20 protein-coding genes are annotated in these 25,341 nt (G+C 54.1%); 11 read left to right on the top strand and 9 right to left on the bottom strand.

Going from position 1 to position 25,341, the window contains the following annotated elements; genetic code table 11:
• The first annotated feature begins 70 nt into the window (after positions 1-70).
• From L1D43_RS10020 to L1D43_RS10000, 5 genes are all read left to right on the top strand, one after another.
• Positions 71-394 carry a hypothetical protein gene (locus L1D43_RS10020; RefSeq protein ID WP_239851328.1) on the top strand — a complete coding sequence of 108 codons (324 nt, stop codon included), beginning with the start codon at positions 71-73 and terminating at the stop codon, positions 392-394.
• 236 nt (positions 395-630) lie between these two features.
• Positions 631-1,491: a glutathione-dependent disulfide-bond oxidoreductase gene (gene yghU, locus L1D43_RS10015; protein WP_239851327.1), complete on the top strand. Its 861-nt coding sequence runs from the start codon at positions 631-633 to the stop codon at positions 1,489-1,491.
• Positions 1,492-1,816: 325 nt separating this feature from the next.
• On the top strand, positions 1,817-2,959 hold the full coding sequence (locus L1D43_RS10010; protein WP_239851326.1) for an exonuclease SbcCD subunit D: 1,143 nt from the start codon (positions 1,817-1,819) through the stop codon (positions 2,957-2,959).
• On the top strand, positions 2,956-6,012 hold the full coding sequence (locus L1D43_RS10005) for an SMC family ATPase (RefSeq protein ID WP_239851325.1): 3,057 nt from the start codon (positions 2,956-2,958) through the stop codon (positions 6,010-6,012). Before L1D43_RS10010 ends, L1D43_RS10005 begins: the two co-directional genes overlap by 4 nt.
• 245 nt (positions 6,013-6,257) lie before the next feature.
• Positions 6,258-7,514, top strand: coding sequence for a peptidoglycan DD-metalloendopeptidase family protein (locus L1D43_RS10000; RefSeq protein ID WP_239851324.1), 1,257 nt, complete (start codon positions 6,258-6,260; stop codon positions 7,512-7,514).
• A gap of 108 nt (positions 7,515-7,622) precedes the next feature.
• Here L1D43_RS10000 and L1D43_RS09995 read toward each other — a convergent pair whose 3' ends face one another.
• From L1D43_RS09995 to L1D43_RS09985, 3 genes are all read right to left on the bottom strand, one after another.
• Complete coding sequence (locus L1D43_RS09995) at positions 7,623-8,126, bottom strand: YgjP-like metallopeptidase domain-containing protein (RefSeq protein ID WP_239851323.1); 504 nt, start codon at positions 8,124-8,126, stop codon at positions 7,623-7,625.
• A gap of 67 nt (positions 8,127-8,193) precedes the next feature.
• Positions 8,194-8,634 (bottom strand): DUF3010 family protein, encoded by a 441-nt coding sequence (locus tag L1D43_RS09990; RefSeq protein WP_239851322.1) that lies wholly within the window; start codon positions 8,632-8,634, stop codon positions 8,194-8,196.
• Between the two features lie 315 nt (positions 8,635-8,949).
• Positions 8,950-10,293: a DEAD/DEAH box helicase gene (locus L1D43_RS09985; RefSeq protein WP_239851321.1), complete on the bottom strand. Its 1,344-nt coding sequence runs from the start codon at positions 10,291-10,293 to the stop codon at positions 8,950-8,952.
• Between the two features lie 216 nt (positions 10,294-10,509).
• On the opposite strand from L1D43_RS09985, the gene rssA reads away from it, so the two are divergent.
• From rssA to ribA, 6 genes are all read left to right on the top strand, one after another.
• Positions 10,510-11,457, top strand: coding sequence for a patatin-like phospholipase RssA (gene rssA / locus L1D43_RS09980; protein ID WP_239851319.1), 948 nt, complete (start codon positions 10,510-10,512; stop codon positions 11,455-11,457).
• 446 nt (positions 11,458-11,903) lie between these two features.
• Positions 11,904-12,611, top strand: a complete 708-nt coding sequence (locus L1D43_RS09975) for a hypothetical protein (protein WP_239851317.1) — start codon at positions 11,904-11,906, stop codon at positions 12,609-12,611.
• A 250-nt stretch (positions 12,612-12,861) separates the two neighbouring features.
• Complete coding sequence (gene nrdD, locus L1D43_RS09970; RefSeq protein ID WP_239851316.1) at positions 12,862-14,979, top strand: anaerobic ribonucleoside-triphosphate reductase; 2,118 nt, start codon at positions 12,862-12,864, stop codon at positions 14,977-14,979.
• A gap of 261 nt (positions 14,980-15,240) precedes the next feature.
• Positions 15,241-15,717 carry an anaerobic ribonucleoside-triphosphate reductase-activating protein gene (gene nrdG, locus L1D43_RS09965; RefSeq protein ID WP_239851315.1) on the top strand — a complete coding sequence of 159 codons (477 nt, stop codon included), beginning with the start codon at positions 15,241-15,243 and terminating at the stop codon, positions 15,715-15,717.
• 169 nt (positions 15,718-15,886) lie between these two features.
• On the top strand, positions 15,887-16,243 hold the full coding sequence (locus L1D43_RS09960) for a YibL family ribosome-associated protein (protein WP_041509435.1): 357 nt from the start codon (positions 15,887-15,889) through the stop codon (positions 16,241-16,243).
• 246 nt (positions 16,244-16,489) lie between these two features.
• Positions 16,490-17,107, top strand: a complete 618-nt coding sequence (ribA, locus tag L1D43_RS09955) for a GTP cyclohydrolase II (RefSeq protein ID WP_041509436.1) — start codon at positions 16,490-16,492, stop codon at positions 17,105-17,107.
• Between the two features lie 54 nt (positions 17,108-17,161).
• On the opposite strand, the gene L1D43_RS09950 is transcribed toward ribA, so the two are convergent.
• From L1D43_RS09950 to L1D43_RS09925, 6 genes are all read right to left on the bottom strand, one after another.
• Positions 17,162-17,620, bottom strand: a complete 459-nt coding sequence (locus tag L1D43_RS09950; protein ID WP_239851314.1) for a hypothetical protein — start codon at positions 17,618-17,620, stop codon at positions 17,162-17,164.
• Positions 17,621-17,762: 142 nt separating this feature from the next.
• Positions 17,763-18,167, bottom strand: a complete 405-nt coding sequence (locus tag L1D43_RS09945; protein WP_239851313.1) for a VF530 family protein — start codon at positions 18,165-18,167, stop codon at positions 17,763-17,765.
• Positions 18,168-18,267: 100 nt separating this feature from the next.
• On the bottom strand, positions 18,268-20,682 hold the full coding sequence (locus L1D43_RS09940) for a S8 family serine peptidase (RefSeq protein ID WP_239851312.1): 2,415 nt from the start codon (positions 20,680-20,682) through the stop codon (positions 18,268-18,270).
• A gap of 741 nt (positions 20,683-21,423) precedes the next feature.
• Entirely contained in the window at positions 21,424-21,765 is a 342-nt protein-coding gene (locus tag L1D43_RS09935; RefSeq protein WP_239851969.1) for a rhodanese-like domain-containing protein, read from the bottom strand.
• A gap of 68 nt (positions 21,766-21,833) precedes the next feature.
• Entirely contained in the window at positions 21,834-22,046 is a 213-nt protein-coding gene (locus tag L1D43_RS09930) for a DUF2892 domain-containing protein (protein WP_011866238.1), read from the bottom strand.
• A gap of 11 nt (positions 22,047-22,057) precedes the next feature.
• On the bottom strand, positions 22,058-25,312 hold the full coding sequence (locus L1D43_RS09925) for an efflux RND transporter permease subunit (protein ID WP_239851311.1): 3,255 nt from the start codon (positions 25,310-25,312) through the stop codon (positions 22,058-22,060).
• Positions 25,313-25,341 lie beyond the last annotated feature (29 nt).

The following is a 25,341-nucleotide window of genomic DNA, read 5'->3' as shown; positions in this document are numbered from 1 at the left end:
TTGTTATCTCAGGCAAAGGTAATATAGCGGCCTCACTTTTACTTTGGTTCGATGGGAGATATCGAAGCCCATGACGCGTAAGCCAGATAGCGCCACCGCCATGCAGCAGCTGATCGAAGAGGTCAAACAGACCATGCCGCTAAATGAGCCAGAGACCTTCGTCTGTGGGCCCAAGGGGTCTTGTATTGGCTGTCCTAAGAAGTTACTCGAGCTGGTCGACAGCGAGATCTGCTATTGGGAAAGCGCCCTCGAGCAGGGAGAAAAGCCCTTATTGGGTGAGGTGAGTCGTTTCGCCAAGCTGTGCCGCAACGTGCATAGGGGGCTGGCCCGCAGCGGTATCCTGGAGAGGTATCAGACAAGGCAGAACGGTGAGTCTGATACAGACCCCGCCTGACGCTTGCCTCGACGATAATATCGTTACGCTCGCCATGCCAAGGTTGCTGCGGTTAAGTGCCAGTTTTCTTTCATGCCATTTTTCTTGGCGCTATAGCCAAAGGTTCTATCCAATTGACCTCACAAGGGTTTAAATTGAACTCAATCGCCCCGAGATAGATAGACAAGCTATCAGGCTCCCCACAGGCAAGGCCAGAATGAGTGAGGGGCGCAAACGAATAAGATAAAGGAAGCAGTATGTCAGAAACCTATACTCCCCCGAAAGTGTGGACCATGGACAGCGAAAATGGCGGTACCTGGGCCAGTATCAATCGACCCACCGCGGGTGCCCGACATGAGGCCGAGCTGCCTCGAGGTGAGCATGGCTTGCAGCTCTACTCCATGGCGACCCCCAATGGCCAGAAGGTCACCATCATGCTCGAAGAGTTACTCGCCCTCGGCGCCGATGCCGAGTATGACGCTTATCTGATCCAGATAGGTGAGGGCGACCAGTTCTCCAGCGGCTTCGTGGCTGTTAATCCCAACTCTAAGATACCCGCCTTGCTGGACACCTCGGGCGAGACCGAGGTTAACGTGTTCGAGTCGGGGGCCATCTTACTCTATCTGGCGGAGAAGTTTGGCCATTTCCTGCCAGAGAGCGGCCCACAGCGTACTCAGGTGCTCAATTGGCTCTTCTGGCTACAGGGTTCCGCGCCTTACCTGGGGGGCGGCTTCGGTCATTTCTATGCCTATGCACCGGAAAAATTTGAATACCCCATCAACCGTTTCTCCATGGAGGTGAAGCGCCAGCTGGACCTGCTGGATAAGCAGTTGGCCGAGAACACCTATATCGCCGGGGATGAGTACAGCATCGCCGACATGGCTATCTGGCCCTGGTATGGCAACTTGGTGCTGGGTCAGGCCTATGATGCTGGCGAGTTCCTCGATGTCGATAGCTATGTGCATCTTAAGCGCTGGGCAGAGCAGATCGCCTCACGGGAGGCGGTGCGCCGTGGCCGCATCGTCAATCGCACCTGGGGAGAGCCTTGGGAGCTGTTGGCCGAGCGCCACAGCGGCGCCGATATCGACGCCGTGCTGGCCATGACGCCCGAGAAGTAACGCACACGCTTGATAGTATGAGCTAGCAATACTGAAAAGACCCACCGCTTATGGTGGGTCTTTCTTATCTATTTTATCTATTTATCTTTTTGCCTAGGGATAGACAGAGTACTAGCGCCTGTTGAGCTTGCGCGTTCATTTCTGCAGCTTTCTGCATCGATTTTGTACAAGGAAGAGCGATTGCTGTGTATGTACAAGAACAACGAGTGATAACGCGGTAGAAAAGAGATACAGATACAGGCCTGCATTGCCTAATGGGGTGACATTTCTTACTATAGCCAGCAATGGCTTCGCTCCTATCCTCCTCATTTTTAAACGAGAAAAGATGAAATTTATCCATACCTCAGACTGGCATATCGGCCGTCAGCTGCATAATCAGAGCCTGCTCGACGACCAGCGCCATGTGCTCGATCAGATAGTCTCCCTGGCTAAGACCCATGAGGTCGACGCCCTGATTGTCGCCGGTGATATCTATGATAGATCCGTGCCGCCGGCCAACGCGGTGGCCCTGCTCGATGAGGTGCTCAACGAATTTATCGCCTTAGGGATCAGCGTCATCATGATCGCCGGTAACCATGATGGCCATGAGCGCCTCGGATTTGCCGCGCGTCAGATGCAGGCCAGTGGCCTGCATATCATAGGCCCGCTAGGCGCCCAGGTATGCCCCATAAGGTTGAATGGCGAGAGTGGCGATGCCATCTTCTATCCGCTGCCCTATGCCGAGCCTGCCACCGTCAGGCAGATACTCGATTGCGAGGCCAGCAGCCATGAGGCGGCGATGGTCGAGCTGCTCAAGCAGGTGCACGAGCATGACAGCCAGGGATTGCCTAAGGTGGTGATAGGCCACTGCTTCCTCGATGGCGGCAGCGAGTCGGATTCGGAGCGGCCACTGAGTATCGGCGGGGCGGACAAGATCTCGCCCAAGCATTTCGAGCCCTTCGAGTACACGGCGCTCGGCCATCTTCATGGTCCCCAATACAAGGGGGCGGAGCAGGTGCGCTATTCGGGTTCCATCCTCAAATATTCCTTTAGTGAGCAGCATCAGCACAAGTCGGTGACCCTTGTGGAGTTGAATTCGGGCAGCCCGGCGAGCATGACGCTACTGCCACTCAGCCCTCTGCGAGACGTGCGCATCATAGAGGGGGCGCTCGATGACTTACTAAAGCAGGGTGTGAAAGATCCCGGCCGCGAAGATTATCTGATGGTGCGTCTGCTCGACAAGCACGCCATCTTGGATGCCATGGGCAAGCTCAGGAGCGTCTATCCCAACGTGCTGCATCTGGAGCGCACCGGCCTGATGGCCAATAACCAGCAGCTGGCCATCGCCTCGGATCACATCAAGAAGGGCGAGCTCGAGATGTTTAAAGATTTCTTCAATCAGGTCTCTGGTGACCCACTTAACGAGGCGCAGCTTGAGCTGATCACCCAGACCCTGGATGAGCTGCACAAAGGGGAGGCGGCGCAATGAGACCACTGCGACTGACCATGACTGCCTTCGGCCCCTTCGCCGACGAGCAGATCATAGATTTTGCCGCCCTGGGCAGCAACCCGCTGTTTCTAATCAACGGCCCCACGGGGGCGGGTAAGACGACGATTCTCGACGCCATCTGTTTCGCCCTCTATGGCAAGACCACGGGGGACGAGCGCGAAGGCACTCAGATGCGCTGCGACATGGCCGATGAGCAAAGGCTTACTCAGGTCAGTTTCGAGTTTGAACTGGGGGCGACCCGTTACCTGATTCGCCGTGTGCCCGAGCAGCCTAGAGCCAAGAAGAGTGGTGACGGAGTAACGCTGCAAAAGAGCGAGGCCCAGCTATCTCGCTTCGACACGGATGGCAGCGAGACCCTGCTGGTGGCGGCCAAGGTGTCTGACGCCACCGCGCAGATAGAGCAGCTGACCGGCCTGGATGTGGATCAGTTCCGCCAGGTGATGGTGTTGCCCCAGGGCAAGTTTCGCGAGCTCTTAATGGCCGACTCCAAGGCCAGAGAGAAGATCTTCAGCCAGCTGTTTCAGACCCACATCTACCGCCGCATCGAGGAGCGCCTCAAGCAGCAGGCGGCCGGTATTCGACGCGACGTCGAGGCGATGCGTAATCGCCGCGGCGGTATCCTGGAAGGCGCTTCGCTTGAGAGCGACCAGGCGCTGGCGGACGAGCTAGAGAGTATCGCGCCCGAGCTGGCACTTGCCCAGACCCAGAAGCAGCAGAGCGAGCAGAGCCTGCTGGCGGCCAATCAGCATCTGGACCAGGGCTTGAAGTTACAGGGCGATTTTAATCGCTTGCAGCAATTACAGAGCGAGGGTGAAGCCTTGAAGGCCCGTCAGGTCGAGGCGAACCAGTGCCAGCAGAGATTGCAGGCGGCGGGCCGGGCAAATAGCCTGACCCCCCTGTACCGGGCGATGCAGTCACGCCTCGGCGAGCAACAAAGCGCCACCCGGCATCTAGAGATGTGCCAGCAGACCCAAGCAAGCGCCGAGCAGGCATTAGTGCAGAGCAGGCAGGCATTTGAGCGGCTGGGTGAGCTCGAGCAGGAGCAATTGAGCCAGCAGCAGCGCCTGACTCAGCTCGAGGCCTTGATTCCTCAACTTGAGCAGCTGAACTTGCTGAGTCAGAAGCTTGCGGATGGTCAGGCCAAGATGCAGGCGGCCGAGGCCAGTGGTAAGCGCAGTTCCAAGCAGCTGGAACAGCTGAATCTGGACCGCCAGGAGATGGCCAGTCGTCGTGAGGCGCTTAAGCGTGAGGCCGAGCCGCAGCTCGCGTTGCAACAATCCCTGAGCGACGGCCGCGCCCAACTCAAGGTGTTTGAGCGCTGGCAGCAGCAGGGGCTGGAGATCGCGGCGTTCGAGCAGAAGTTAATCGCGGCTAAGACAGCCGGCAGTGAGCTTGCCGAAAAGCACCAGCAGGCCATCGATGCCCACAAACGTCTGGAGCTTAGCTGGCATCGTGGTCAGGCGGCGCGTCTCGCGGCCGAGTTAGCGCCGGGCGAGCCTTGCCCCGTCTGTGGCAGCCTGGAACACCCAGAGCCTGCGATGGGCGAGTTTGACCTGCCGAGCGACGAGGCGCTGGCGAACGCCAAGCAGCGAGAGAGCGACGCGCTCAATCTGCTGCATCAGGCCAGAAGCGAGTATAAGCTGCTACAGCAATCCCTTTCGAACCTGCAGCTAAGTGCATCTCAGCTGCAAGAGGAGCTGGGTGAGGCAGCCGGCCTGTCGCTCGAGGAGCATCAGGCGCGACTTGCGGAGCTTAGCGACGGGTTTGAGCGTGCTAAGGCGGCGCAGCAATCACTTGCCCAGTTAGAGACTCAGCTTGAGCGCAGCGAGCGCCAGGGACGTGAGTTACAAACCGCGCTAGATGAGGCGCGCGCGCATTACGCCAAGCTGGCCGAGCAGCTGGCCAGCGACAAGGGACAGTATCAGCAGATAAGCGCGGCCATTCCCGAGGGCTTCAGCGATGCGGCGGCGGTCGGCGCGGCCATTGCCGAGCTCACTCAAACCATCGCAGGGCTTAAGTCACGTCAGCAAGCGGTGAGGGCGGCCCACGCCAAGGCTGAGCAGGATAATGCGGCGGCCAAGGCCTCGCTGGAGGCGGCCAGCGGTCGTCTTGAGGGCATCAAGGCGCTTGCCCAGCAGGAGACTCAGAGCTTCCAACAGGCGCTAGACACCTCAGAGTTTGAGTGTGTTGCTGACTTTGAGCAGGCTTGCCTGACAGAGGCAGAGCAGAGCGAGCTGGCAAACCAGATAAAGGCGTTCGAGCAGGCGCTAATCACACATCAAGCCAACCTGTCTCAGTTAACCCAGGCGTTAGCGGACTGTGAGGCGCCGGATATCGCCTTCCTCGAGCAGCAGAAAATGGACGCCCAGCAGGCGATGCAGCAGGCCTTGGCTCAGTGGCAGAAGCTGAGTGCCAGGGCTGCGCAGCTCAGTCAAACCCAGGAGCAGCTCAAGGCGCTGGATCTTAAGGCCGGCGCTCTCGAGCAGCAATACGCCGTGGTCGGCACCCTGGCCGATGTGGCCAATGGCAATACGGGTAACAAGATAAGCCTGCAGCGCTTCGTGCTTTCCGTGCTTCTGGACGATGTCTTGCTAGAAGCCAGTCACAGGTTGCAGCTGATGAGTAAGGGACGCTATCGCCTGTTACGTAAGGAGGAGCGGGCCAAGGGCAATAAGGCCTCAGGCCTGGAGCTTGAGGTCGAAGATGCCTACACGGCCAAGGTGCGATCTGTGGCGACACTGAGCGGCGGCGAAAGCTTCATGGCGGCCTTGTCTATGGCCCTTGGCTTGTCGGATGTGGTGCAGGCCTACGCCGGTGGCATCAAGCTAGATACCCTGTTTATCGACGAGGGGTTCGGCAGTCTGGATCAGGATTCCTTAGAGCTTGCCATCAGGACCCTGATGGATCTGCAATCGGCCGGGCGCATGGTGGGAGTGATCTCTCATGTCACCGAGATGAAGGAGCAGATCACTAGCCGCATCGATATCCACAAGAGTGCCGAGGGCAGCGAAATTAAATTAGTTTTACCTTAACCGAAATTAAGAAGGTGCTGATATTGGTTGGCTTTTCAGCACCTTTTTAGTTTTTTTGTCTGTTTGGCGGCCGAAAACCTCTATATATTCCATTAAATTGTGTTGTCGATCGGTTTGTAAATGCCGTTATTTTTGATATAACTTGGCATCGACCCCATGTTTTATGGGGTTTTGGGGTCTAATGAAAAGCATAATAATGAAAAATGAGGCACAGGTTGCGCGCAGGTAAAATTTCTTTTTTGAGCATGTCTCAATCCCGTATCATGGCGTTACCCGCGCCACACAAAAAGATCTTATTGGCGGCGGGTCTGGTTGTGGGTGCGGCGCTGTTGTGGCCGAGCCAAAAACAGGCGCTGCCACAACGCATTCCCGTGGCGCTGGATATTGAGTCTCTGGTGACTAACCTGCACCTGAGCGATGAAACGGTCGAAACCGTGTCTCATGCGGATTTTGTTAAGACCATAGTATCCGGCGATACCCTAAGCGGCCTGTTTGTTGAGGCCAATGTCGATCAGCAGACCATGTACAAGGTATTGGAGGCGGATCTCAATATCCTGGCTCTCGATACCCTAAAGCCCGGCAACATCATACGTTTCTGGCTTGATGACTCGGGTCAGCTGGAGAAACTCGAACTCTACTTCAATGCGGCGCGCCAGGTGGTGTTTAGCCGTTACGAAGAGGGTGGTTTCAGTGTCGATGAGATCAACATCGACGGGATCTGGCAGGACAGGGCCCTAAGCGGCGAGATCCAAGGTTCCTTCTATCTGTCGGCTCAAGGTATTGGCCTCAATGCCGGCGAGATCCAACGCATCGAGACCCTGCTGAAAGAGAAGCTCAATTTTGCCCGGGATCTGCGTGCAGGCGACCGATTCTCGGTGCTTAAGAGCGATCAGTATATCGATGGCGAAGTCACGGGCAACAGCGATATTTTAGCCGTCACCATTGAGCGTGGACGCAGCAAGATTAACGCCTATCAAAACAGCGATGGCAACTTCTATGACGATCAGGGCCGCAGCCTGGCGCGCGCCTTCCAGCGTGTTCCGCTACAGAAAAATTACCGTATCAGTTCGCGTTTCAACCGCCATCGTCACCATCCGGTGACGGGTCGCACCGCGCCCCATAATGGTACCGATTTTGCCACGCCTGTCGGCACTAAGGTGATCGCCCCTGGCGATGGCATCGTCTCTTTGGTGACCGACCATAGATATGCGGGTAAATATGTGGTGATCGATCATGGCAACAAGTACCGTACCCGCTATCTGCATCTGTCTAAGGCCTTGGTGCATAAGGGCCAACGTGTGTCCCGCGGACAGGTGATCGCTCTGTCGGGTAAGACGGGCCGCATCACTGGGCCACATCTGCACTATGAGTTTCATATCAATGGCCGTCCGGTGGATCCTATGAAGGCAAATATCCCCATGGCGAGTAAGCTGTCGAAGAAGCAGATGAATGAGTTTGCCCAGCTGGTCAAGGTGCGCCAGATGATGATGGGTCAGAGTTAAGCTCTGCTCATACATAAAAGATGGCCATAAAAAAACGCCACATCTTGTGGCGTTTTTTTATGGCCGAGTTTTCTTGAGCTGTCAGGCTAAGCCTCTTGCACTGTCAGGCTAGGCCTGTTGCGCCTCGAGGTCCAGCATGGTGAGCCATAGGCGTAGATCGAATTCCAGCTGATGATAGTCGCCTTGCATATGGCAGCACAGCTGATAGAAGGCCTTGTTGTGATCCTTCTCTTTAAGATGCGCCAGCTCGTGTACCACCACCATACGCAGCAGGGGCTCGGGGACCTCCTTGAGCCTGGCGGCGATGCGGATCTCATTTTTCGACTTGGTCTTGCCGCCATGATTCTTGGCCACATAGCTGTGCAGCCCCAGCGCCTGTTTCTTGAGGGTGATCTTATCGTCAAATATCACCTTGCTTAGGGGCGAGGACTTCTTGAGGTAGCGGTTTTTCAGCGCCATGGTGTAGTCATACAGGGCCTTGTCGCTACGAATAGCGTGGCCATCTGGGTAACGGCGCTCGAGCACCGTCCTCAGTCGATTGGTCTCGATGAGTTCATTGACCTGGCTGATGAGCTCGGGTCGATAGCCTTGTAGATAGGGCAGTGATGACATAACTAGGTGTTGATTAGCTGACGTCGCGGTCGAAGAGATAGCCGGGCGCATCGGCCCGGCAAGATGCTTAGTCTTTCTTGGTAAAGATGCACTTGTTTTGATAGCAGTAGGCTACTTCGAAGGCGCTCTTTTGGAAACGTTTCAGGTCCAGACCGTCGAAATCGACCATAGGCGGATTGCGCTTGAGCTGCTCCTTGATGTTAACCGGTGAGATCAGCTGCACCGGCAGGCCGCAAAGCTGAATGGCCGCTTCCATCTTGAAACTGGTGGCGCTGCCTGCCAGCTTGCCTTTCTGCTCGCGCTCAATGATGGCGACTTCGTCGACCTTATAGTCTTGCATCAGCTTGCTGAAGGCAAAGTGGAACTCTTTGATCGACTCTGTGCTGGCCGAATTAGAGATGGTCAGTGAGCGAGAACGGCAATCAGGGATGTTAAAGGTCTCACCCTCATAGCTCAACAAACAGATGATGGCTTCGCCACCTTTTAACTCAACGCCACAAACTCTCATGATAACCCTAATATAAAAAAATCAATGGCGGCTATTGTAACCTTAATTGCTGCAATTGAGCACTAGTTGTTGCGTGAAAATCGACGCACTTGCCTATTGCTTGGTTTAAATCATGCGACTTGACGCCGTTTCCGCCGGGAGTGTCTTGGAGAGTTGGTCCGGGGAAGCAGGTCAGGGAAAGCTGCTTTAGAGGGAACTGATGGTGAGCGGCTCAGGGCATTAAAAAGCGGCCTTAGCTGGCCGCTTATTCGTAATAGCTTATTTGTACTAACTTAGCTGGACTTGCTTTGTCGTATTAGCTTAGTCGCTCGATGCTTACTCTTCCGGCGTATCTTGCAGTTTCGACTTGGGTTTACGTAGCATAGGCGCATCGCCCACGTCGACGCCTGTGATAAAGCGTTTATCTCGCTGTTGCTTGGGTTTGTCGCTGCGGCTAGTCTTGGTCGTCTTGGCCTTAGGCTTTGCCTGACTCTTACCCTGACGCTTGTCCTGGCTGGGCTTGTCCTTCAGACCCTTAAAGGTAGGCGCTAACTCCTCTAGCTCGCTAAATTCGAAACGTTTCTGCAGGAAGGTTTGTACCTGCTTGAAGTTGAACCAGTCTTTCGGTCCCACTAGGGAGATAGCATCCCCCTTGGCGCCGGCGCGGCCGGTGCGGCCGATACGGTGAATATATTCTTCGGCAAATTTTGGCATGTCGAAATTGATCACCAAGGAGACGTTGAGCAGATCCAGGCCGCGAGAGGCCACATCTGTGGTGACCAAAATCTGCTGCTGACCGCGGCTAAATTGATCCATGATCTGGTTGCGCGCCGCCTGTTTCAGCTCACCGCTTAAGGAGCTGGTGCTAAAGCCCTGCTCGGCCAGCAGTGTTGCCAGGCGGTCGGTATCGCCGCGGGTAGCGGTAAAGATGATCACCTGCTTGTGCGGTTCGAGCTGCAGCAGGCGGGTGAGCAGCTGCTCCTTGTGGCTGAGGTTGTCGCACAGGTAGATCTTCTGGGTGATATCCTGGTTCTCTACGTGAGAGGCGCCGATGGCCACGTGCTCGGGCTCTTTGAGAAGCTCGGCGGCGATTTCGTTGATCTGGCCGTGATCCAGTGTGGCCGAGAACATCAGGGTCTGGCGACGCTTGTGATCGGCGGCCAGGTTGATCGCCTTTAGCTGCTCGGCGAAGCCCAGATCCAGCATGCGGTCGGCCTCATCCAGGATGAGAAGTTCGAGTCCGTTGAGGAACAGATGGCGCTGGGCCAGGTGATCCGCCAGACGGCCGGGTGTGGCCACCACGAAGTGAGGGTCTTTGGCCAGCGCCTTGGCCTGGTCGTTAAAGTTTTCCCCGCCGAGGATCTTGATTGCCTTATATTGGGTGTTAGCCACAAGTAGCCGCAGTTGACTGTAGACCTGAGTGGCCAGCTCTCGAGTGGGCAGCAGAATCAAGACTCTGGGGTCGCGCTTGCTGAGGGCCTTGGTGGCGATGACGCGCTGCATTGCTGGCAACAGGAAGGCGAGGGTCTTGCCCGAACCTGTCTTAGACGATGCCATGAGATCTCTTCCCGATAAGCCTACGGGGATCGATTGCGTTTGGATCTCGGTCGGCGTATCGATGCCCATGTGTTCAAGGCTGGTCAGTAGACGTTTATCGAGTGAAAAATCTGAAAATTGCAATGCTGTGCTCCAAAATATAGATAGGCGCGCATTATACATCGCTAAGCGCGATTCAGCCATGACTAGCGCGATACCGATTCGTAAGCCTATCGGCGAGATTAATTTTTAGTGTCACGGGCTGTGCCCGAGCGCGCTTTGGCTTATGATGAAAACAAAGACAACATACGGCGCGGCTTGGTTAAGGCCGATCGCGTCCCAGGGAGAGAAGTAGAGAAGATGGCGAATATCGGCATTGCATTGGGGAGTGGCGCGGCTAAGGGATGGGCCCATATCGGGGTGCTAAACGAGCTGGCGAACATGGGGATTTTCCCCAATAAGGTGGCAGGTTGCTCTATCGGCGCCGTGGTGGGCGCCGCCTATGCGCAAGATAATCTTGAGGATTTAGAGGCCTGGGTCAGCAGCTTCTCTAGCTGGGACGTGCTTGGCCTGATGGATCTTAGTTGGCGCAAGGGCGGACTGATTGGTGGCGAGAAGGTGTTTGACGTGATGCAGCAGCATATCGGCAACCTGGACATCGAGCAGATGCAGATGCCTTTCGCCGCGGTGGCAACCGATCTCTATACCGGGCAGGAGATCTGGTTTAAGCAGGGCAATCTGCGTCATGCGGTGCGCGCCTCCTGCTCTATGCCGGGGATCTTACCACCGGCGCGAGTCGGAGACCGCTGGCTGGTGGACGGCGCCGTGGTCAATCCGGTTCCCGTGTCTGTGAGTCGTGCCATGGGGGTCGATCTGGTGATCGCCGTGGATCTAAATGCACACAGGAAGACGCGCCAACAGCAGCTGCCTGTGGCCATCTCTTCCGACGTGAAGGCCAGCGAAGCCGAGCTGGTGAAAGCCGAGAAGGAGCTGGAGAGCGGCTTCATGGATCTCCTGGCAAGGGGAAGAGACTATGTCAGCGGCCTGACCGATAAGTTTTCCCTGGGTAATCGTAGCGAGCCCGGGATGTTGGCTGTGATGTCGCAGTCGATGGATATCCTTGAGCAGCGCCATAAAAGAGTACGCCTGATGGGCGATCCGCCGGATATCCTGATCACCCCTAACGTGATGGAGATAGGAACCATGGAGTTTCACCGCGCTGGTGAGGCAATCGAGGCGGGGCAGGAGGCGGTTAAGCAGGTGGCTCATATTATCCGCGCCCGAGTCGATGAACTGGAGAGTCACTAGGGCCTGTTGACCTTTTGAGAACAAATTTTGTTCTAATTGAGCACGTTCAAATCGCGGCATGAGGCTTGAAGTATAGTTATTCTATATAAAATCCGAGTAACAAAGAGTTGAACGTGCTCAAGACGAACCCTGCGGGCAGCGTCTGTATCATTTTTCTACTGCGTTATCGCTCATTGATGTAGCACACCACATTACAATCGCTCTGCCTTGTATAAAGGCGATACAGAACGCTGCAAAAATGAACGCGAAAGATAAACAGGCCCTAGCTTTTAAATAAGCGCCTCTGGTTTTCTGTGACCCGGGTTTTCTGTGATCCGGGTTTTCTCTGGCCTGACTTATTTCTAACATGAGTTTTCTCTAGCCTGAGTTATTTGGGGCATAGGTTATCTCTGGCCTGGTTTTTGCTGCTTGCTTGGATATTTCATGCAGCAGTCGAAAAATTGACAATGAATTCAATTAGCCAGGCCATTACGGGTTCACAAGGCAACCTGATCGCCAACACCTATGGCCAAAACACACATGGTCAGGACACCCCAGATGTCGATAGTTCATCTTCCAGCGACAAGGTGACGCTGTCCCACCAGGACACCCAGGCAAAAGCTGGCGGACCAGGGATCCCACAGGAGGCGGTGTTTCTCTCGCCCAGGGCCGAGCGGGCGCAGAAGATAGAGGCGATGGCGAAAGATTTCTTTTCCAAGGGGCAATTTGGTCTTGGCGACATTCCTAAGTTAATTCAGCGTCTGCATCAGGACGGCATCTTGTCGGAAAACCAGCTCAATCGCCTGGGTCAGGCAGGCTTTGAGATCCCAAGGGGGGATGCGTCGCAGCCGTCGCTGCTTGACTTTATTGCCAGCCAGCGAGCGCAACTCAAGGAGAGTAAGCCCGATAGCGTGATGATCGCCATGCTCGATGATGCCGAGTCTGTGCTAAAACAGATGGACAGCCTCGATAGCCAGGGGCTGAACCAGAAGGCGGCGCGGGTGTCGGCGCAACTGGCGGTATTTGTTCAGGGGGAACACGGGCTGACCCAGAACGATAAGGCGATGTGGCAGGGACTCAAGTCGACCATGCAATTGGCGTCTGCCTCAGGAAGTTCGCAACAGGCTTCCGGACAACTACAGCGTTATCTGTCACTATCTAAAAGAATTACGTAATTTATTCACAGTTTGTCCCATTTTTATCCCGCATCTAGCTCCCTTTTCCAGCTGGGTCAAGGCCAGTTTTGACGATAAGTGGCTCAGTTGGCAGTAATCTTGTGTTAAAAAAATCCATCCGCAAATTAATGATCTGGATCAAGGTACTTGAGCCTGACTTGTAGCTTAATGCGCTACATATTGTGTTCATCGTCTATATTAACACTATATATGGTGTTAATTTGGCCGTTACTTGAGGAGATATTGAACAATGCCAGTGGTTATTAAGCGGGATGGTTACCGCACGCCTTTTGACGAAACAAGGATTCGGGATGCAGTGATTGCCGCTGCAAGTTCGGCAGGTATTGATGATGTTGCCTATGCCACCGAGGTGGCCCTACAAGTGCGCCAGTCGGTGGCCGAGCTCGAGCAGGTGGATATTCACGACCTGCAAGATGCGGTCGAAAACCAGTTGATGGAAGGCCCCTACAAGCGACTCGCCAGGGTCTATATCGAGTATCGCCATGATAGGGATATCCATCGTGAGTTGAGCAGTCGCCTCAACCGCGAGATCCGTGGTCTGGTGGAGCAAAGCAATGCCGCGCTGCTTAACGAGAACGCCAACAAAGACTCCAAGGTGATCCCGACTCAGCGGGATCTGCTGGCAGGCATTGTGGCCAAACACTATGCCACACGCCATATTCTGCCAAAAGATGTGGTGGCGGCCCATGAGTCTGGCGAGATCCATTATCACGATCTCGACTATGCGCCTTTCTTCCCTATGTTTAACTGTATGCTGATCGATCTGGCCGGCATGCTGACCCACGGCTTCAAGATGGGTAACGCCGAGATCGAGACCCCCAAGTCAATTTCGACTGCGACTGCGGTAACGGCGCAGATCATCGCTCAGGTGGCTAGCCATATCTACGGCGGCACCACCATCAACCGTATCGATGAGGTGCTGGCACCATTCGTTGCCAAGAGTTACGACAAGCATTATCAGGTCGCGCTGACCTGGGGGATCACAGACGCCAAGGCCTTTGCCACGGCGCAGACGGAGAAGGAGTGTCACGACGCCTTCCAGTCGCTGGAGTATGAGGTAAATACCCTGCACACCGCCAACGGCCAGACACCTTTTGTGACTTTCGGCTTCGGCCTTGGCACCTCCTGGGAGTCGCGCCTGATTCAGTCGTCTATGATGAAGGTACGCATGACTGGCCTGGGTAAGAACCGTAAGACGGCCGTCTTCCCTAAGTTGGTGTTTGCCATTCGCGACGGCATTAACCACAAGGCGGGTGACTGCAACTATGATATTAAGCAGATGGCGCTCAAGTGCGCGTCGATGCGCATGTACCCGGATATCCTCAACTATGAGCAGGTCGAGAAGGTTACCGGTTCCTTTAAGACGCCTATGGGCTGTCGCAGCTTCCTCGGCACCTATGAGGAGGAAGGCGAGCTGGTGCACGAAGGGCGCAACAACCTGGGTGTCGTGAGCCTAAACCTGCCGCGGATCGCCATCGAGGCTCAGGGCGACGAGACCCGCTTCTATCAATTGCTTGATGAGCGTCTGGCGGTGGCTCGCCGCGCCCTGGACACTCGCATCGAGCGTCTACAAGGCGTGAAGGCGAGGGTAGCGCCAATTCTTTATATGGAAGGCGCCTGTGGCGTGCGTCTGCGCGCGGATGATGAGATCAGCGGCATCTTTAAGAATGGCCGCGCCTCTATCTCCCTGGGGTACATCGGCCTGCATGAGACCATCAATGCCCTTTACGGCAATGAGGCCCATGTGTATGACAGCGAGGCGCTCAGAGATAAGGCCCTTGCCATTATCGAGCACCTCAAGGCGGCGACCGTGCGTTGGCGTGAGGAGTCGGGCTATGGCTTTAGCCTCTATAGCACGCCGAGCGAGAACCTGTGCAGCCGCTTCTGCAAGCTGGACACAGAGGCCTTTGGGGTGATCGATGGCGTAACGGATCGAGGCTATTACACCAACAGCTTCCACCTGGATGTGGAGAAGAAGGTGAATCCTTACGATAAGCTGGATTTCGAGCAGCCCTATCCGGCGCTCACCAGTGGTGGCTTCATCTGCTACGGCGAATACCCCAATATGCAGCACAACATCGAGGCGCTGGAAGATGTGTGGGATTATAGTTACAGCCGGGTGCCTTACTATGGTACCAATACGCCGATTGATGAGTGCTACGACTGTGGCTTTACCGGCGAGTTTAGCTGTACCAGTAAAGGCTTTACCTGTCCTAAGTGTGGCAATCATGAGCCGAGCAGGGTTTCTGTGACCCGCCGCGTGTGTGGTTACCTGGGTAGCCCGGATGCCAGACCCTTTAACTATGGCAAGCAGGAAGAAGTTAAACGTCGGGTGAAGCACCTCTAATGAGAAGAGGGCCCGTTTTATACCAATCACAGTAAATATGTGATCAGAAATAGCGCAGGAAAAACGCTTGAGAACAAAGCAGGATTTTTAGATAAGTAGTTATTCTACAATTAAAAATACTAATACAGTTATCGAGCGTTTTAACAAGCTAGAATGATTAATTATTTATTACGATTGGTATTAGCTGCGGTTAACGCGATAACGTGAAGCTGAAGATAGCAAGGCGCCATAGGGCACTTGCTATCTTTGCATGAGGGACACATGAATTATCATCAATATTTTCCCATCGACGTGGTCAATGGCCCAGGCACCAGGGCGACTCTGTTTGTCTCGGGCTGCGAGCATCAGTGCCGGGGCTGTTACAACCAATCGACCTGGAATCCCGACTCGGGCCATCAGTTTGATGAGCAGATGCTCGAGCAGGTGATCGAGGATCTCAACGATACCCGCATCAAACGTCGCGGCCTGTCGCTCTCCGGCGGTGACCCCCTGTATCCGGGTAACCTCGACACCATACTCACCTTGGTGAGAAGAGTTAGACAAGAATGCAAGGGTAAGGATATCTGGTTATGGACTGGCTATAGGCTTGATGAACTCAGCCCGGCACAACAAGCCGTTGTCGCCTATGTGGATGTGCTGGTGGATGGCAAGTTTGAGCGTGATTTAGCCGATCCTAGCCTGGTGTTTCGCGGCAGCAGCAACCAGGTGATCCACTATCTCACCCAAAAGCAGCGCTGATTGTTACGCCAAAAACGAATAAACAGGCCTCAAGACACTGGCGCGGCCTGCGCCGGAAGACTTGTTCGCACCTTCCTCATTAGTGGTATAATGTTCGCCAAACTGGCAAATGCTGCCTTTTTTTAACCGAGTGGCATTTGTGTATTCGCGAGATTTTTAAGGCAAGTTAATGAATTTAAAGCAAGAGTTACAGCAGTTGAACGATCGTCTCGACAAGTATCGTCGTAAATTAGATGCGGCGGAGAAACGCGGCGATCAGGCGGTGATTTTGCAATTTAAGCAAGAGATCAATGCGGTAACTAAGCAAATTACCCATGTCAAACAGCAACAGAGTCGTCAATTGAACAAACGCGGCACCGAGCTGAGTGAACTTGCCTTTAGCCGTGCGCTGACCAAGGCCGAGCAGGCCGATATGGGTAAGCTCAAGCGTTCGGTGAAGGGTTTGATAGTCGTGCATCCCATGACGGCGCTGGGTCGTCAGATGGGATTGACTCAGGTAACAGGATACGCACCTAAGGCCTTTTAAGACTGAGGATAAAGCATAAAGGATTTTGATGGCGGCGTGAGCGACTTCATAGCCTTGTCGCCGCTCAGAGCGTATCCTAATAAGCCGAAGCGGTTGCGGTGAAGCAATATCCGATTTTAATACTCGGGTATTTCACTGTTAGGCAAAAACACATAGAATGCTCGGTCTGAGAAAGGGGAGAGTTCCTCCACCTGGTTTTCATTCTTCATTCGCATCTCAGACAGAGCGAGTTGTAAAGGTTATTTCATGTCGATTAAGTATGTCGCCACCTCTAAACTTCCCACCCCTTGGGGAGTATTTGCCATGCATGGTTTCGAAGATACAGAGACGGGCAAAGAACACGTGGCGCTCACCTTTGGCGAGTTAGATGCGAGCCAGCCCATGTTGGGCAGAATTCATTCCGAGTGTCTGACCGGTGATGCCCTGTTTAGTCTGCGTTGCGATTGTGGTTTTCAGCTACAAACCGCGATGCAAAATATCGCCGAGGCGGGTCAGGGGTTTATTCTCTACCTGCGTCAGGAAGGCCGTGGCATAGGCCTGCTCAATAAGATCCGTGCCTATGAGTTGCAAGATCAAGGTGCCAACACGGTAGAGGCCAACGAGCGTCTGGGCTTTGCCGCCGATATGCGCAAATATGACATGATCAAGCCTATGCTGGAGAAGATTGGTGTGCAGCAGGTGAAGCTGATGACCAACAACCCCCGCAAGGTCAAGGCGATGAAAGAGCTAGGTATAGCGGTTATCGAGCGCGTGCCTCTGCAGGTAGGTAAGAATCGTTACAATGAGGCGTATCTAAAGACCAAGTCGACCGAGCTGGGTCATATGATGTCTGAATATCACTTCACCGAAGAACATCAAAATTAACCTCTTTCGCCATGGCGACACCTTAACCTGTCGCCATGGTGTGATTATTTTTTGTTACCCTTGCGATTGCTCCTGTTTCTCTTTAGCGCTGAGCAGGGACATCAGCTGATTGCTGAGAACGGCTATCTGATCTTGTAGTTGCTTGCGCGCTTGTTTCGCCGCCTCGGAATCATCCCCTTGAAGGGCCTGTAGCTCGAGTTTTAGCTCTTCGAGTTTCTGCTTTAACTCTTTAATCTTTTTGTCTATCTGAGATTGGCCTTCATCCACTTCTTGCTCCGCTTTTTGCGCGTTAGCTGCCTTGGCTGCATAGTTGTTACGCAGCGTCTTGCCCGTCGCATCGGCGAGCGCCTGACGGCCCTCTTCGGACAGGCTGACCTTATCGGTTACTGGCTGAGACTGAGTGTTTTGAACTTGGGGCGCCTGCGGGGAATTGGTGCTGCGCACCTCGATAGAGCTTAAGTCTGTAGGACCGGCGATTTGGGCGCCTAAGGAATTTATACCGAGCACATTCATTTGCTAACCTTCCTGGTTATGACGACTAAGACGATGCCTAGCCAGAATTTCGGCAGGCAGGCGCAAAGCTTAAGTTAATTCCTGCATGAATACGCTGATAGGATTCACTTTTTCGGTGAAATTCGCTGGCTTCTTTTCTAGCTTAATCCTGGCCTTTTCCCCAAATGTGTTGATTCACGCCCGTTGAACTCTCATCTTCAGCCTTGTCTTTCGTGGGCTGCTCTTTTGTGGGTTGATGGCTTGTTGGACTGGATCTGCCAGAATCCTGGGTACCGCTAGCGCGTGGTGCCTCGGTATTACGACCGGCGTCACCGCGAAGGTGCTGCGGAATAGGCTCGCCAATCATCTTGAGATAGAGGCGCTCGACCTTTTCTCTGGCCCATTGGGTCTTGCGTAGAAACTTGAGACTGGACTTGATGGAAGGGTCGTGGTTAAAGCAGCGTATGTCGATGCGTCTACCCAGCTCTTCCCAGCCGTAGTGGTCGACAAGGTCGGTGAGTAAGGCTTCGAGTTTGATGCCGTGTAATGGATTATTCGCCTGGGTCATGGTGATGGATGAGTCAAAAAATTTGTCTCATTATATCAGCTTATTTATGGCATTTTCGATAAAAAAGGGGACTCTGAGGTCCCCTGTTTATTTTATGCCTTTACTGGAAGCTCAGCTGCCATGCATCGATAGTACCTGTGTCGCGACGGGCGCTATCTACGGCCTTCAGTGTCCAGGTGCCGGCCGATTCTACGCCAGACATGTCGACTGTGTAGCTCTTGATGATGTTGTCTGCGCTGCCGCCGCTGTTGTCATGTAGCACGGCTACCTGACCGCTTGGGCTGTGCAGTTCAACCTGCAAGTCGCCGATATAGGTGTGGGTAATGTTTACCGTTACCGTGACTGTACCTGAGTCGCCGCTGCGAGTGACATCGATTGGGCTGCTGATACCAGCAGTGTTGTTGTCAGGGATCGCATAGCTGGTGTTGTTGGTGTAGGTGGCAGGGCCGCCAGTGTTGCCGCCAGAGCTCTGCTCTGTGTAGCTAGCCGTCAGGCTGACACCGCTGAAGTCGTTGTAACCTTGCACCATCACATAGTAGGTACCCGCCTGCGGTGTGCTCACAGGGCAAGACTCGCTGTTGCCACCTTTCCAAGGACGACAGTCGTAGCTGCTCAGGGTAGGAGCCGCGCCGTACTGCATGTAAAGGTCAGCATCACCTGTACCGCCGCTCATGGCAAAGTTCAGATCGCTGGCACCCGCTGGTACGTCGATAGAGAAGTGTAGCTCGTCGCCTTTCACGCCAGACAGGTTGGTCTTAGCCACGCCATTTTCCAGCACGTTGCTACCGTTTCCGCCCGTACCCGGATCGGTTGGGCCGTTACAAGAAGCATCTAGGTACTCTTTGGCTGCAACCGCGTTAACCAGACCATAACCAGTCTTGTCGTCGCGACCCGCTACGTCCAGATCTTCTGCGGTTGCGGTCAGCGCAGCACGCACCTGGGCGGCGCTACACTCTGGGTGATAGCTCCACACCAGTGTCGCAACACCCGATACGTGTGGCGTCGCCATAGAGGTACCATTGTAGTACTCGTAATCTTCACCACTAGTGTTAGCCACAGTGACGTTGGTGCCTAGGTGAGCACGCAGTGCCTGACCAGTGGCGCGATCGACAGATACAGAAACCATTGGGGCTTCGTTGTTGGTGTCAACCAGGAAGGGGTTTTGCAGACCTGGCAGCGCGGTGTTACTGAACACGATGGCCGCCTGGGCGCCGGCATTGTTACATGCCTTAACCGCATCGATCTCTGGGTAGCTTGCGCCTTGGTTGCCAACACGCTCAACCAGACAAACCTTACCTGTCATGTCGCCACAGTTAAATACACCGCCCGATACGCTACACTCGGCCAGCTCGGCGGTGACAGAACCTGCGATAGGTGTACCGACATAGTTGCCGCTGCTGTCTTTCACATAGCGGTTATGGGGAACTACGCCATTGTCGAAGTATGACTGACCACCGGCTGTGATGTTTGCCAGACGACCTTCACCACGTGTGACGGTCGACAGAATCGCTTCACCTGGACCCGAGATCTCCACCTGGTTGGTGTACTGAGAGAAGGCGGCGTGATCTTTATTGTTGTCTACTGCTGCTACAGACATTACGGCGTCATATGATGCTGGGTAGCTATGAGTGTTGTTACCGTCGTTACCGGCAGCGGCGATCAGTAGCACGCCGTTGTTGGCGTGGGCCGCGAGTGCGTTGCGCTCAGTCGTGGTTGACTGAGAACCACCCAGACTCATGGTGACGACATTGGCGCCGTTATTGACACAGGTGTCAACCGCAGAAACCAGTGAAGAAGAGTAACCCCAACCATCAGAGTTAAATACTTTCACCACGTGGATGTTGGCGTTTTGGTTTGGCATCACACCGACAACACCGTCGTTGTTGGCGATAGCGGCGATGGTGCCGGCTACGTGAGTACCGTGCGCGTTGTGAGCGCCTGGTTCATACCAGTTACCCGTACCTGAGTTGTTGGTACCTGTGACATTGTTGCCGCTCAGCTCGCTGTGGCTACGATCGTAACCCGAGTCGATGATACAGATGGTGCGGTTGCCAGCCATGCTGTCGCTTAGGCTGGTGGCGCCTACGAAGGTTTGACCCCAAGGCGTTGTTTCACTCAGCAGACGGCGCGGCATATCTTCTTCAACATAGTCGATGTCGGCGCGCAATTTCAGGGCCTTAACGCCCTTGCTATCCAGCTGAGCCGAGTATGCGTTTGAGCGACCGATGCGCTTCATCTGCTTGGCCTTCACGCTGTTCAGTGCTCTGTGCTGAGAGAAGACTTCGTTGGCTCTAGGCTGATAATCATTCAGGCTGTTGGCATCGGCTTGTGCGGCGGCCTGGGCATTCTTAAACTTGACGATATAGCGCTTAGGCAGGGGAGATGCTTGATTGATACGGGCATTATCCGCCTGAAGGTGGAGTCCTTTCGAAGGCGCCGCATTGACGTTTGCTGCAATTGCCAGGGCAAGCGCAGACAAAGACATAGCGACCGCAGTTGTCTTTTTAACTGTCATATTGTCTTCCATTTTAAAAGTTAGAATTAATAATTATTATTAGAGTGCATAGCAGCATGACTGCCATAATATGCGTTACTCGACAGAGAATTTATCTGCTGCAGAAACATTTGTAAACAAGCTGTTAATTCGTGATGCGGGCCAAACATCATAATGGGATAGAGCATTTTTATGCGGGAAATATTCAATGAATACGATTGTTTCGTCGGTGGGATAGTGTATTTTTGAGTATTTATTCGAATTTTTGGCGTATTTATTTTGTAGGTGCGAGGGATGCTTTCCTGCGACGGGAAATTGACCTTAATTTATAACTCATTGTAATTATTATCTAATTGATATTCCATAATTGTAATAACTTATAGCTAATGGTTATATGTTGTTTCAATTGTTACATTTGCCCCGATACCTTGGCTGCATATTGGCCGCATAGTTAGTTTCACATTGAGCGCATATTGAGTGAGCACAGTGGCCCATGAATCTATGTATCGGTTGGTTACTTGCTGTCGAGATAGGCTAACGAGCGGATAGAGGCGTTATTGGGGGCCTTGTGCTGATCCGCCCTTGGCTAACTTGCTTTGATGCTATGTCCTAGGCGGCTTATAAATAGAAAGCATGAAATAGCTAAGGTTGAAATAGCTAAGGTTGAAATAGCTAAGGTTGAAATAAGATGGGCAGAAATAACGAAAGCTGAAATAAAAAAGGCACCCGGAGGCGCCTTTGTGTTAATGGCAGAACTTATCTTTACTGCTTATTAGCCAGGCTCTGATAGCCGCCGCCATTATAGGTGTTGCTATAGCCGAGTTTTATCAGGCTTTCCTGAGCAATACCACTGCGACGGCCGCTGCGGCAATAGAGCACCACAGACTGATCTCTGGCGATGTTGCGTTTGGTAAACTCTTCGGCAATGTTTTCAAAGGGAATGTTAATCGCGTTTTCCAGGTGTCCCTCGGCAAACTCCTCAGGGGTTCTGACGTCAACGATCAAAGCTCCGTGTTGTATATGCTCCCAGGCAACCTTTGGATTTTTCTCTTCGCCATAACTTGGCGCCGATACGCCCATGATGGCGACAAATAATAGCGCCATCAGGCTGATGATTGATTTGGGTAGCATTTTATTGGCTTGTCTCACGTTGGCTCCTTGTGATCTGTGAGTTATTTCATGCGGGCCAATTCCGCTTCCGTCTTGATCCCCATCTTCTTCATTAACATGGCGGCTGGGCAGAAGCCGGTAAAGGCGCTTTGAAATAGATTAGCGCCTACAAAAGCCGTTAGCCAGATAAAATTAGGGTGGACAAAGGTCGTGAGCAGCAAAGACAACATGACCATAAAGCCTGCAAAGGCGAAAATACTACGTTCGACAGACATACTGTATCTCCTTAAGATTGCGGATTAACCGCGGCAAAGTATTCGGGACGGTGACGCATCACGGCGTAATAGAGCACGGGGATCACCACTAGGGTTAACAGGGTTGAAACCAAGATGCCGAAGATCAGGCTGATGGCCAGCCCGTTAAAGATCGGATCATCTAAGATGAACAGGGCGCCAATCATGGCGGCCAGTCCCGTGAGCATGATGGGCTTAGCCCGTACGGCGCCAGAATGAATCACTGCCTGCTCGAAGGGCACACCCGCGGCGGTTTCTTGATTAATAAAGTCCACCAAGAGGATGGAGTTACGCACGATAATCCCGGCCAGGGCGATCATGCCGATCATTGAGGTGGCGGTAAATTGTGCCCCCAGCAGGGCATGACCCGGCATTACCCCTATGATGGTGAGCGGAATGGGCGCCATGATGATCAGCGGCACGCTGTAGGAGCGGAACTGACCCACCACCAGGAGGTAGATGGCGATCATGCCCACGCCATAGGCGATACCCATGTCTCTGAAGGTTTCATAGGTGATCTTCCACTCGCCGTCCCAGAGTACGGCTATGCTGTCCAGCCCTGAAGGCTGGTTGACATAGTGTTGATCGAAGCCCAGACCACCCTCTTGATTGATGCTGCCGGCGATCTCAAACATGCCATAGAGAGGGCTGTCCAGTGGACCTGCCATGTCGGCGACCACCATGATCATAGGGATCATGTTCTTGCGTATGATAGGCGCGTCTATGGTTCGCTTATGTATGGTGATCAGCTCAGAGACGGGAACCGAGGTGCCCGATGCATTGGTGAGCCTGAGGTTAAGCACCTGCTCGAGATCCACCTTGGCGCCTTCCTCCAACTGCAGCTTGATAGGTACAGGCGACTTTTGATTCGGCTTGTGCAGGTAGCTCACCGCCTTGCCGCCCACAGAGGTGGCCACCAGATCGACGATATTGCTGTAGGGCACGCCCATCAGGCTTGCCTTGGCGCGGTCGATATTGACCTGCCATTTCTGCTGCGCGGCCGGCAGATAGATGTCGATATCCACCACATCCTGGGTGTCATGAAATAGCTGTTGCAGTGCATTGGCTGCTGTTTCACGCATCTCGGCGTTTGGACCATAGACCTCGGCCAGGATAGGCGACCATACGGGAGGGCCAGGGGGCACTTCGACCACCTTGACGTTGGCATTGTATTGCTTGGCGGTGGCCTGCAGCGCACGGCGTACCTCGGAAGCTATGCTGTGGCTGTCTCTGTCGCGATCGCCTTTATCGACCAGATTAACCTGAATATCGCCCAGCTCCTGACTTTGTCTGAGGAAGTAGTGACGCACCAGGCCGTTAAAGTTCATCGGCGCGGCGGTACCGGCGTAGAGCTGGTAATTGTCCACCTCTTCGACCTTATCCAGCTCCTGTACCAGCGCCTTGAGGACGCGCTGTGTCTGCTCAACCGGCGTGCCTTCTGGCATATCCAGCATCACCTGAAACTCTGACTTGTTATCGAAGGGCAGCATCTTGAGCACGACCAGCTGTCCCACGGGCAGGGAGATGGCGATCATGATCAGCAAGGCGATGGCGGCGCCCAGGCCAATCCTCGCCTTACCGGCCTGTTTGCCTCTGACGAAGGGGGAGATCAGTCTAGTAAACAGCCTAAGCATGCGATCGTCCACATCTTGCTCGCCATCACCGCCTTGGTGTTGATGACCCTTGAGCAGCTTTGTGGCCAGCCAAGGGGTGACGATGAAGGCGATGGCCAGGGAGATCAGCATTCCCATGCTGGCGTTGATGGGGATCGGGCTCATGTAGGGGCCCATGAGGCCAGAGACGAAGGCCATGGGCATCAGCGCGGCGATCACGGTAAAGGTCGCTAATATGGTCGGGCCGCCCACCTCATCAACGGCGACGGGGATCAGCTCCACGAAGGAGCGTTTGCCCAGCGCCATATGCCTGTGGATGTTCTCTACTACCACGATGGCATCATCTACCAGTATGCCGATAGAGAAGATCAAGGCGAACAATGAGATACGGTTAAGGGTAAAGCCCCAGGCCCAAGAGGCAAACAGGGTGATCGCCAGGGTGATAATGATGGCGATGCCCACCACCACAGATTCGCGTAGCCCCATGGTGAGGAAGACCAGAATCACTACGGCCGAGGTGGCAAACACCAGCTTGAGGATCAGAGTATTGGCCTTGTCGCCAGCCGTTTTACCATAGTTACGCGATACCGTGATGTTCACATCGTCGGGCACTAGGATGTTGTCTATCTTATCCAGACGCTCGAGGATCACATTGGCGATATCCACGGCATTTTCGCCCGGCTGCTTACCGATGGCGATGGTGACCGCTGGATAGATAGCCGACTTGTCGCCGTGCCAGGCGTGTTGGGTCGGGATGTCGCTGTTGAGGCTTACCTTGGCGATATCGCCCAGGTACACGGGGGCGCTCTGGCCCGACTCGTCCTGATACACGGCGACAACCAGCTGCTCAACCTCTTGTTTCGATTTTAAAAACTGCCCAGTTTGTACCTTGATCTCCTGATTATCCTGCACCAGCGATACCGGCATGGAGACATGGTTATTGCTCGACAGGCTACGGTTGATATCGTCGTAAGTGAGGCCATAGAAGCTCATCTTGGCGGGATCGATCCGCACGTTGAGGCTAATCTCATGACTCCCCACGCTGTAGATCTCGCGGGTGCCCGGAATGCGTTTCAGCTCGCTCTCAAGCCCCTTGGCGATGTGGGTCAGCTGCTCGGCAGATTGCGTCTTGTCTTTCGACCATAGGGTCAGGCTAACGATGGGCACATCGTCGATGCCGCGGGGCTTGATCTGTGGCTCGCCCACGCCCGCATGGCTGGCGACCTTGTCTTTATTGGAGTAGACCTGATTGTATAGCTTGACGATCGCCTCGTTGCGGGGAATGCCCACCTCGAAGATGGCGATGATCAGCGCGCCGTCCGGCTGCGAGAAGGAGTAGAGGGTATCTATGCCCTTGATCTGCGAGATCACCTCCTCCATGGGCTGAGTCACCAGATGCTCGACCTCGCTCGGCGTGGCGCCGGGGAAGGGGATGTAGATGTCGGCAAAGGTGACATCTATCTGCGGCTCTTCCTCTTTTGGGGTCACCATGACGGCGAACAGACCCAGCAGCAGGCCAAGCAGGGCCAGCAGTGGCGTGATGGCGCTCAGCTGGAACATGGCCGCCAGACGCCCGGAAAATCCCAGACGTTTTTGGCTGTGGTGATTATCTTGGTGTCGATCTTGCTGATTCATATCTATACGGCTCCTATTCGATCAACAGA

The sequence above is a fragment of the Shewanella sp. Isolate8 genome (assembly GCF_022398495.1).
Taxonomy (GTDB): Bacteria; Pseudomonadota; Gammaproteobacteria; order Enterobacterales; family Shewanellaceae; genus Shewanella; species Shewanella aquimarina.
This window is presented reverse-complemented; position numbering and strand designations above follow the sequence as displayed.

Bases quoted from the DNA above. Each gene is read 5' to 3' on its own strand.
- L1D43_RS10020 (WP_239851328.1), top strand. From the start codon at position 71: ATGACGCGTAAGCCAGATAGCGCCACCGCCATGCAGCAGCTGATCGAA.
- yghU (WP_239851327.1), top strand. From the start codon at position 631: ATGTCAGAAACCTATACTCCCCCGAAAGTGTGGACCATGGACAGCGAA.
- L1D43_RS10010 (WP_239851326.1), top strand. From the start codon at position 1,817: ATGAAATTTATCCATACCTCAGACTGGCATATCGGCCGTCAGCTGCAT.
- L1D43_RS10005 (WP_239851325.1), top strand. From the start codon at position 2,956: ATGAGACCACTGCGACTGACCATGACTGCCTTCGGCCCCTTCGCCGAC.
- L1D43_RS10000 (WP_239851324.1), top strand. From the start codon at position 6,258: ATGTCTCAATCCCGTATCATGGCGTTACCCGCGCCACACAAAAAGATC.
- L1D43_RS09995 (WP_239851323.1), bottom strand. From the start codon at position 8,126: ATGTCATCACTGCCCTATCTACAAGGCTATCGACCCGAGCTCATCAGC.
- L1D43_RS09990 (WP_239851322.1), bottom strand. From the start codon at position 8,634: ATGAGAGTTTGTGGCGTTGAGTTAAAAGGTGGCGAAGCCATCATCTGT.
- rssA (WP_239851319.1), top strand. From the start codon at position 10,510: ATGGCGAATATCGGCATTGCATTGGGGAGTGGCGCGGCTAAGGGATGG.
- L1D43_RS09975 (WP_239851317.1), top strand. From the start codon at position 11,904: ATGAATTCAATTAGCCAGGCCATTACGGGTTCACAAGGCAACCTGATC.
- nrdD (WP_239851316.1), top strand. From the start codon at position 12,862: ATGCCAGTGGTTATTAAGCGGGATGGTTACCGCACGCCTTTTGACGAA.
- nrdG (WP_239851315.1), top strand. From the start codon at position 15,241: ATGAATTATCATCAATATTTTCCCATCGACGTGGTCAATGGCCCAGGC.
- L1D43_RS09960 (WP_041509435.1), top strand. From the start codon at position 15,887: ATGAATTTAAAGCAAGAGTTACAGCAGTTGAACGATCGTCTCGACAAG.
- ribA (WP_041509436.1), top strand. From the start codon at position 16,490: ATGTCGATTAAGTATGTCGCCACCTCTAAACTTCCCACCCCTTGGGGA.
- L1D43_RS09950 (WP_239851314.1), bottom strand. From the start codon at position 17,620: ATGAATGTGCTCGGTATAAATTCCTTAGGCGCCCAAATCGCCGGTCCT.
- L1D43_RS09945 (WP_239851313.1), bottom strand. From the start codon at position 18,167: ATGACCCAGGCGAATAATCCATTACACGGCATCAAACTCGAAGCCTTA.
- L1D43_RS09940 (WP_239851312.1), bottom strand. From the start codon at position 20,682: ATGACAGTTAAAAAGACAACTGCGGTCGCTATGTCTTTGTCTGCGCTT.
- L1D43_RS09935 (WP_239851969.1), bottom strand. From the start codon at position 21,765: ATGGCGCTATTATTTGTCGCCATCATGGGCGTATCGGCGCCAAGTTAT.
- L1D43_RS09930 (WP_011866238.1), bottom strand. From the start codon at position 22,046: ATGTCTGTCGAACGTAGTATTTTCGCCTTTGCAGGCTTTATGGTCATG.
- L1D43_RS09925 (WP_239851311.1), bottom strand. From the start codon at position 25,312: ATGAATCAGCAAGATCGACACCAAGATAATCACCACAGCCAAAAACGT.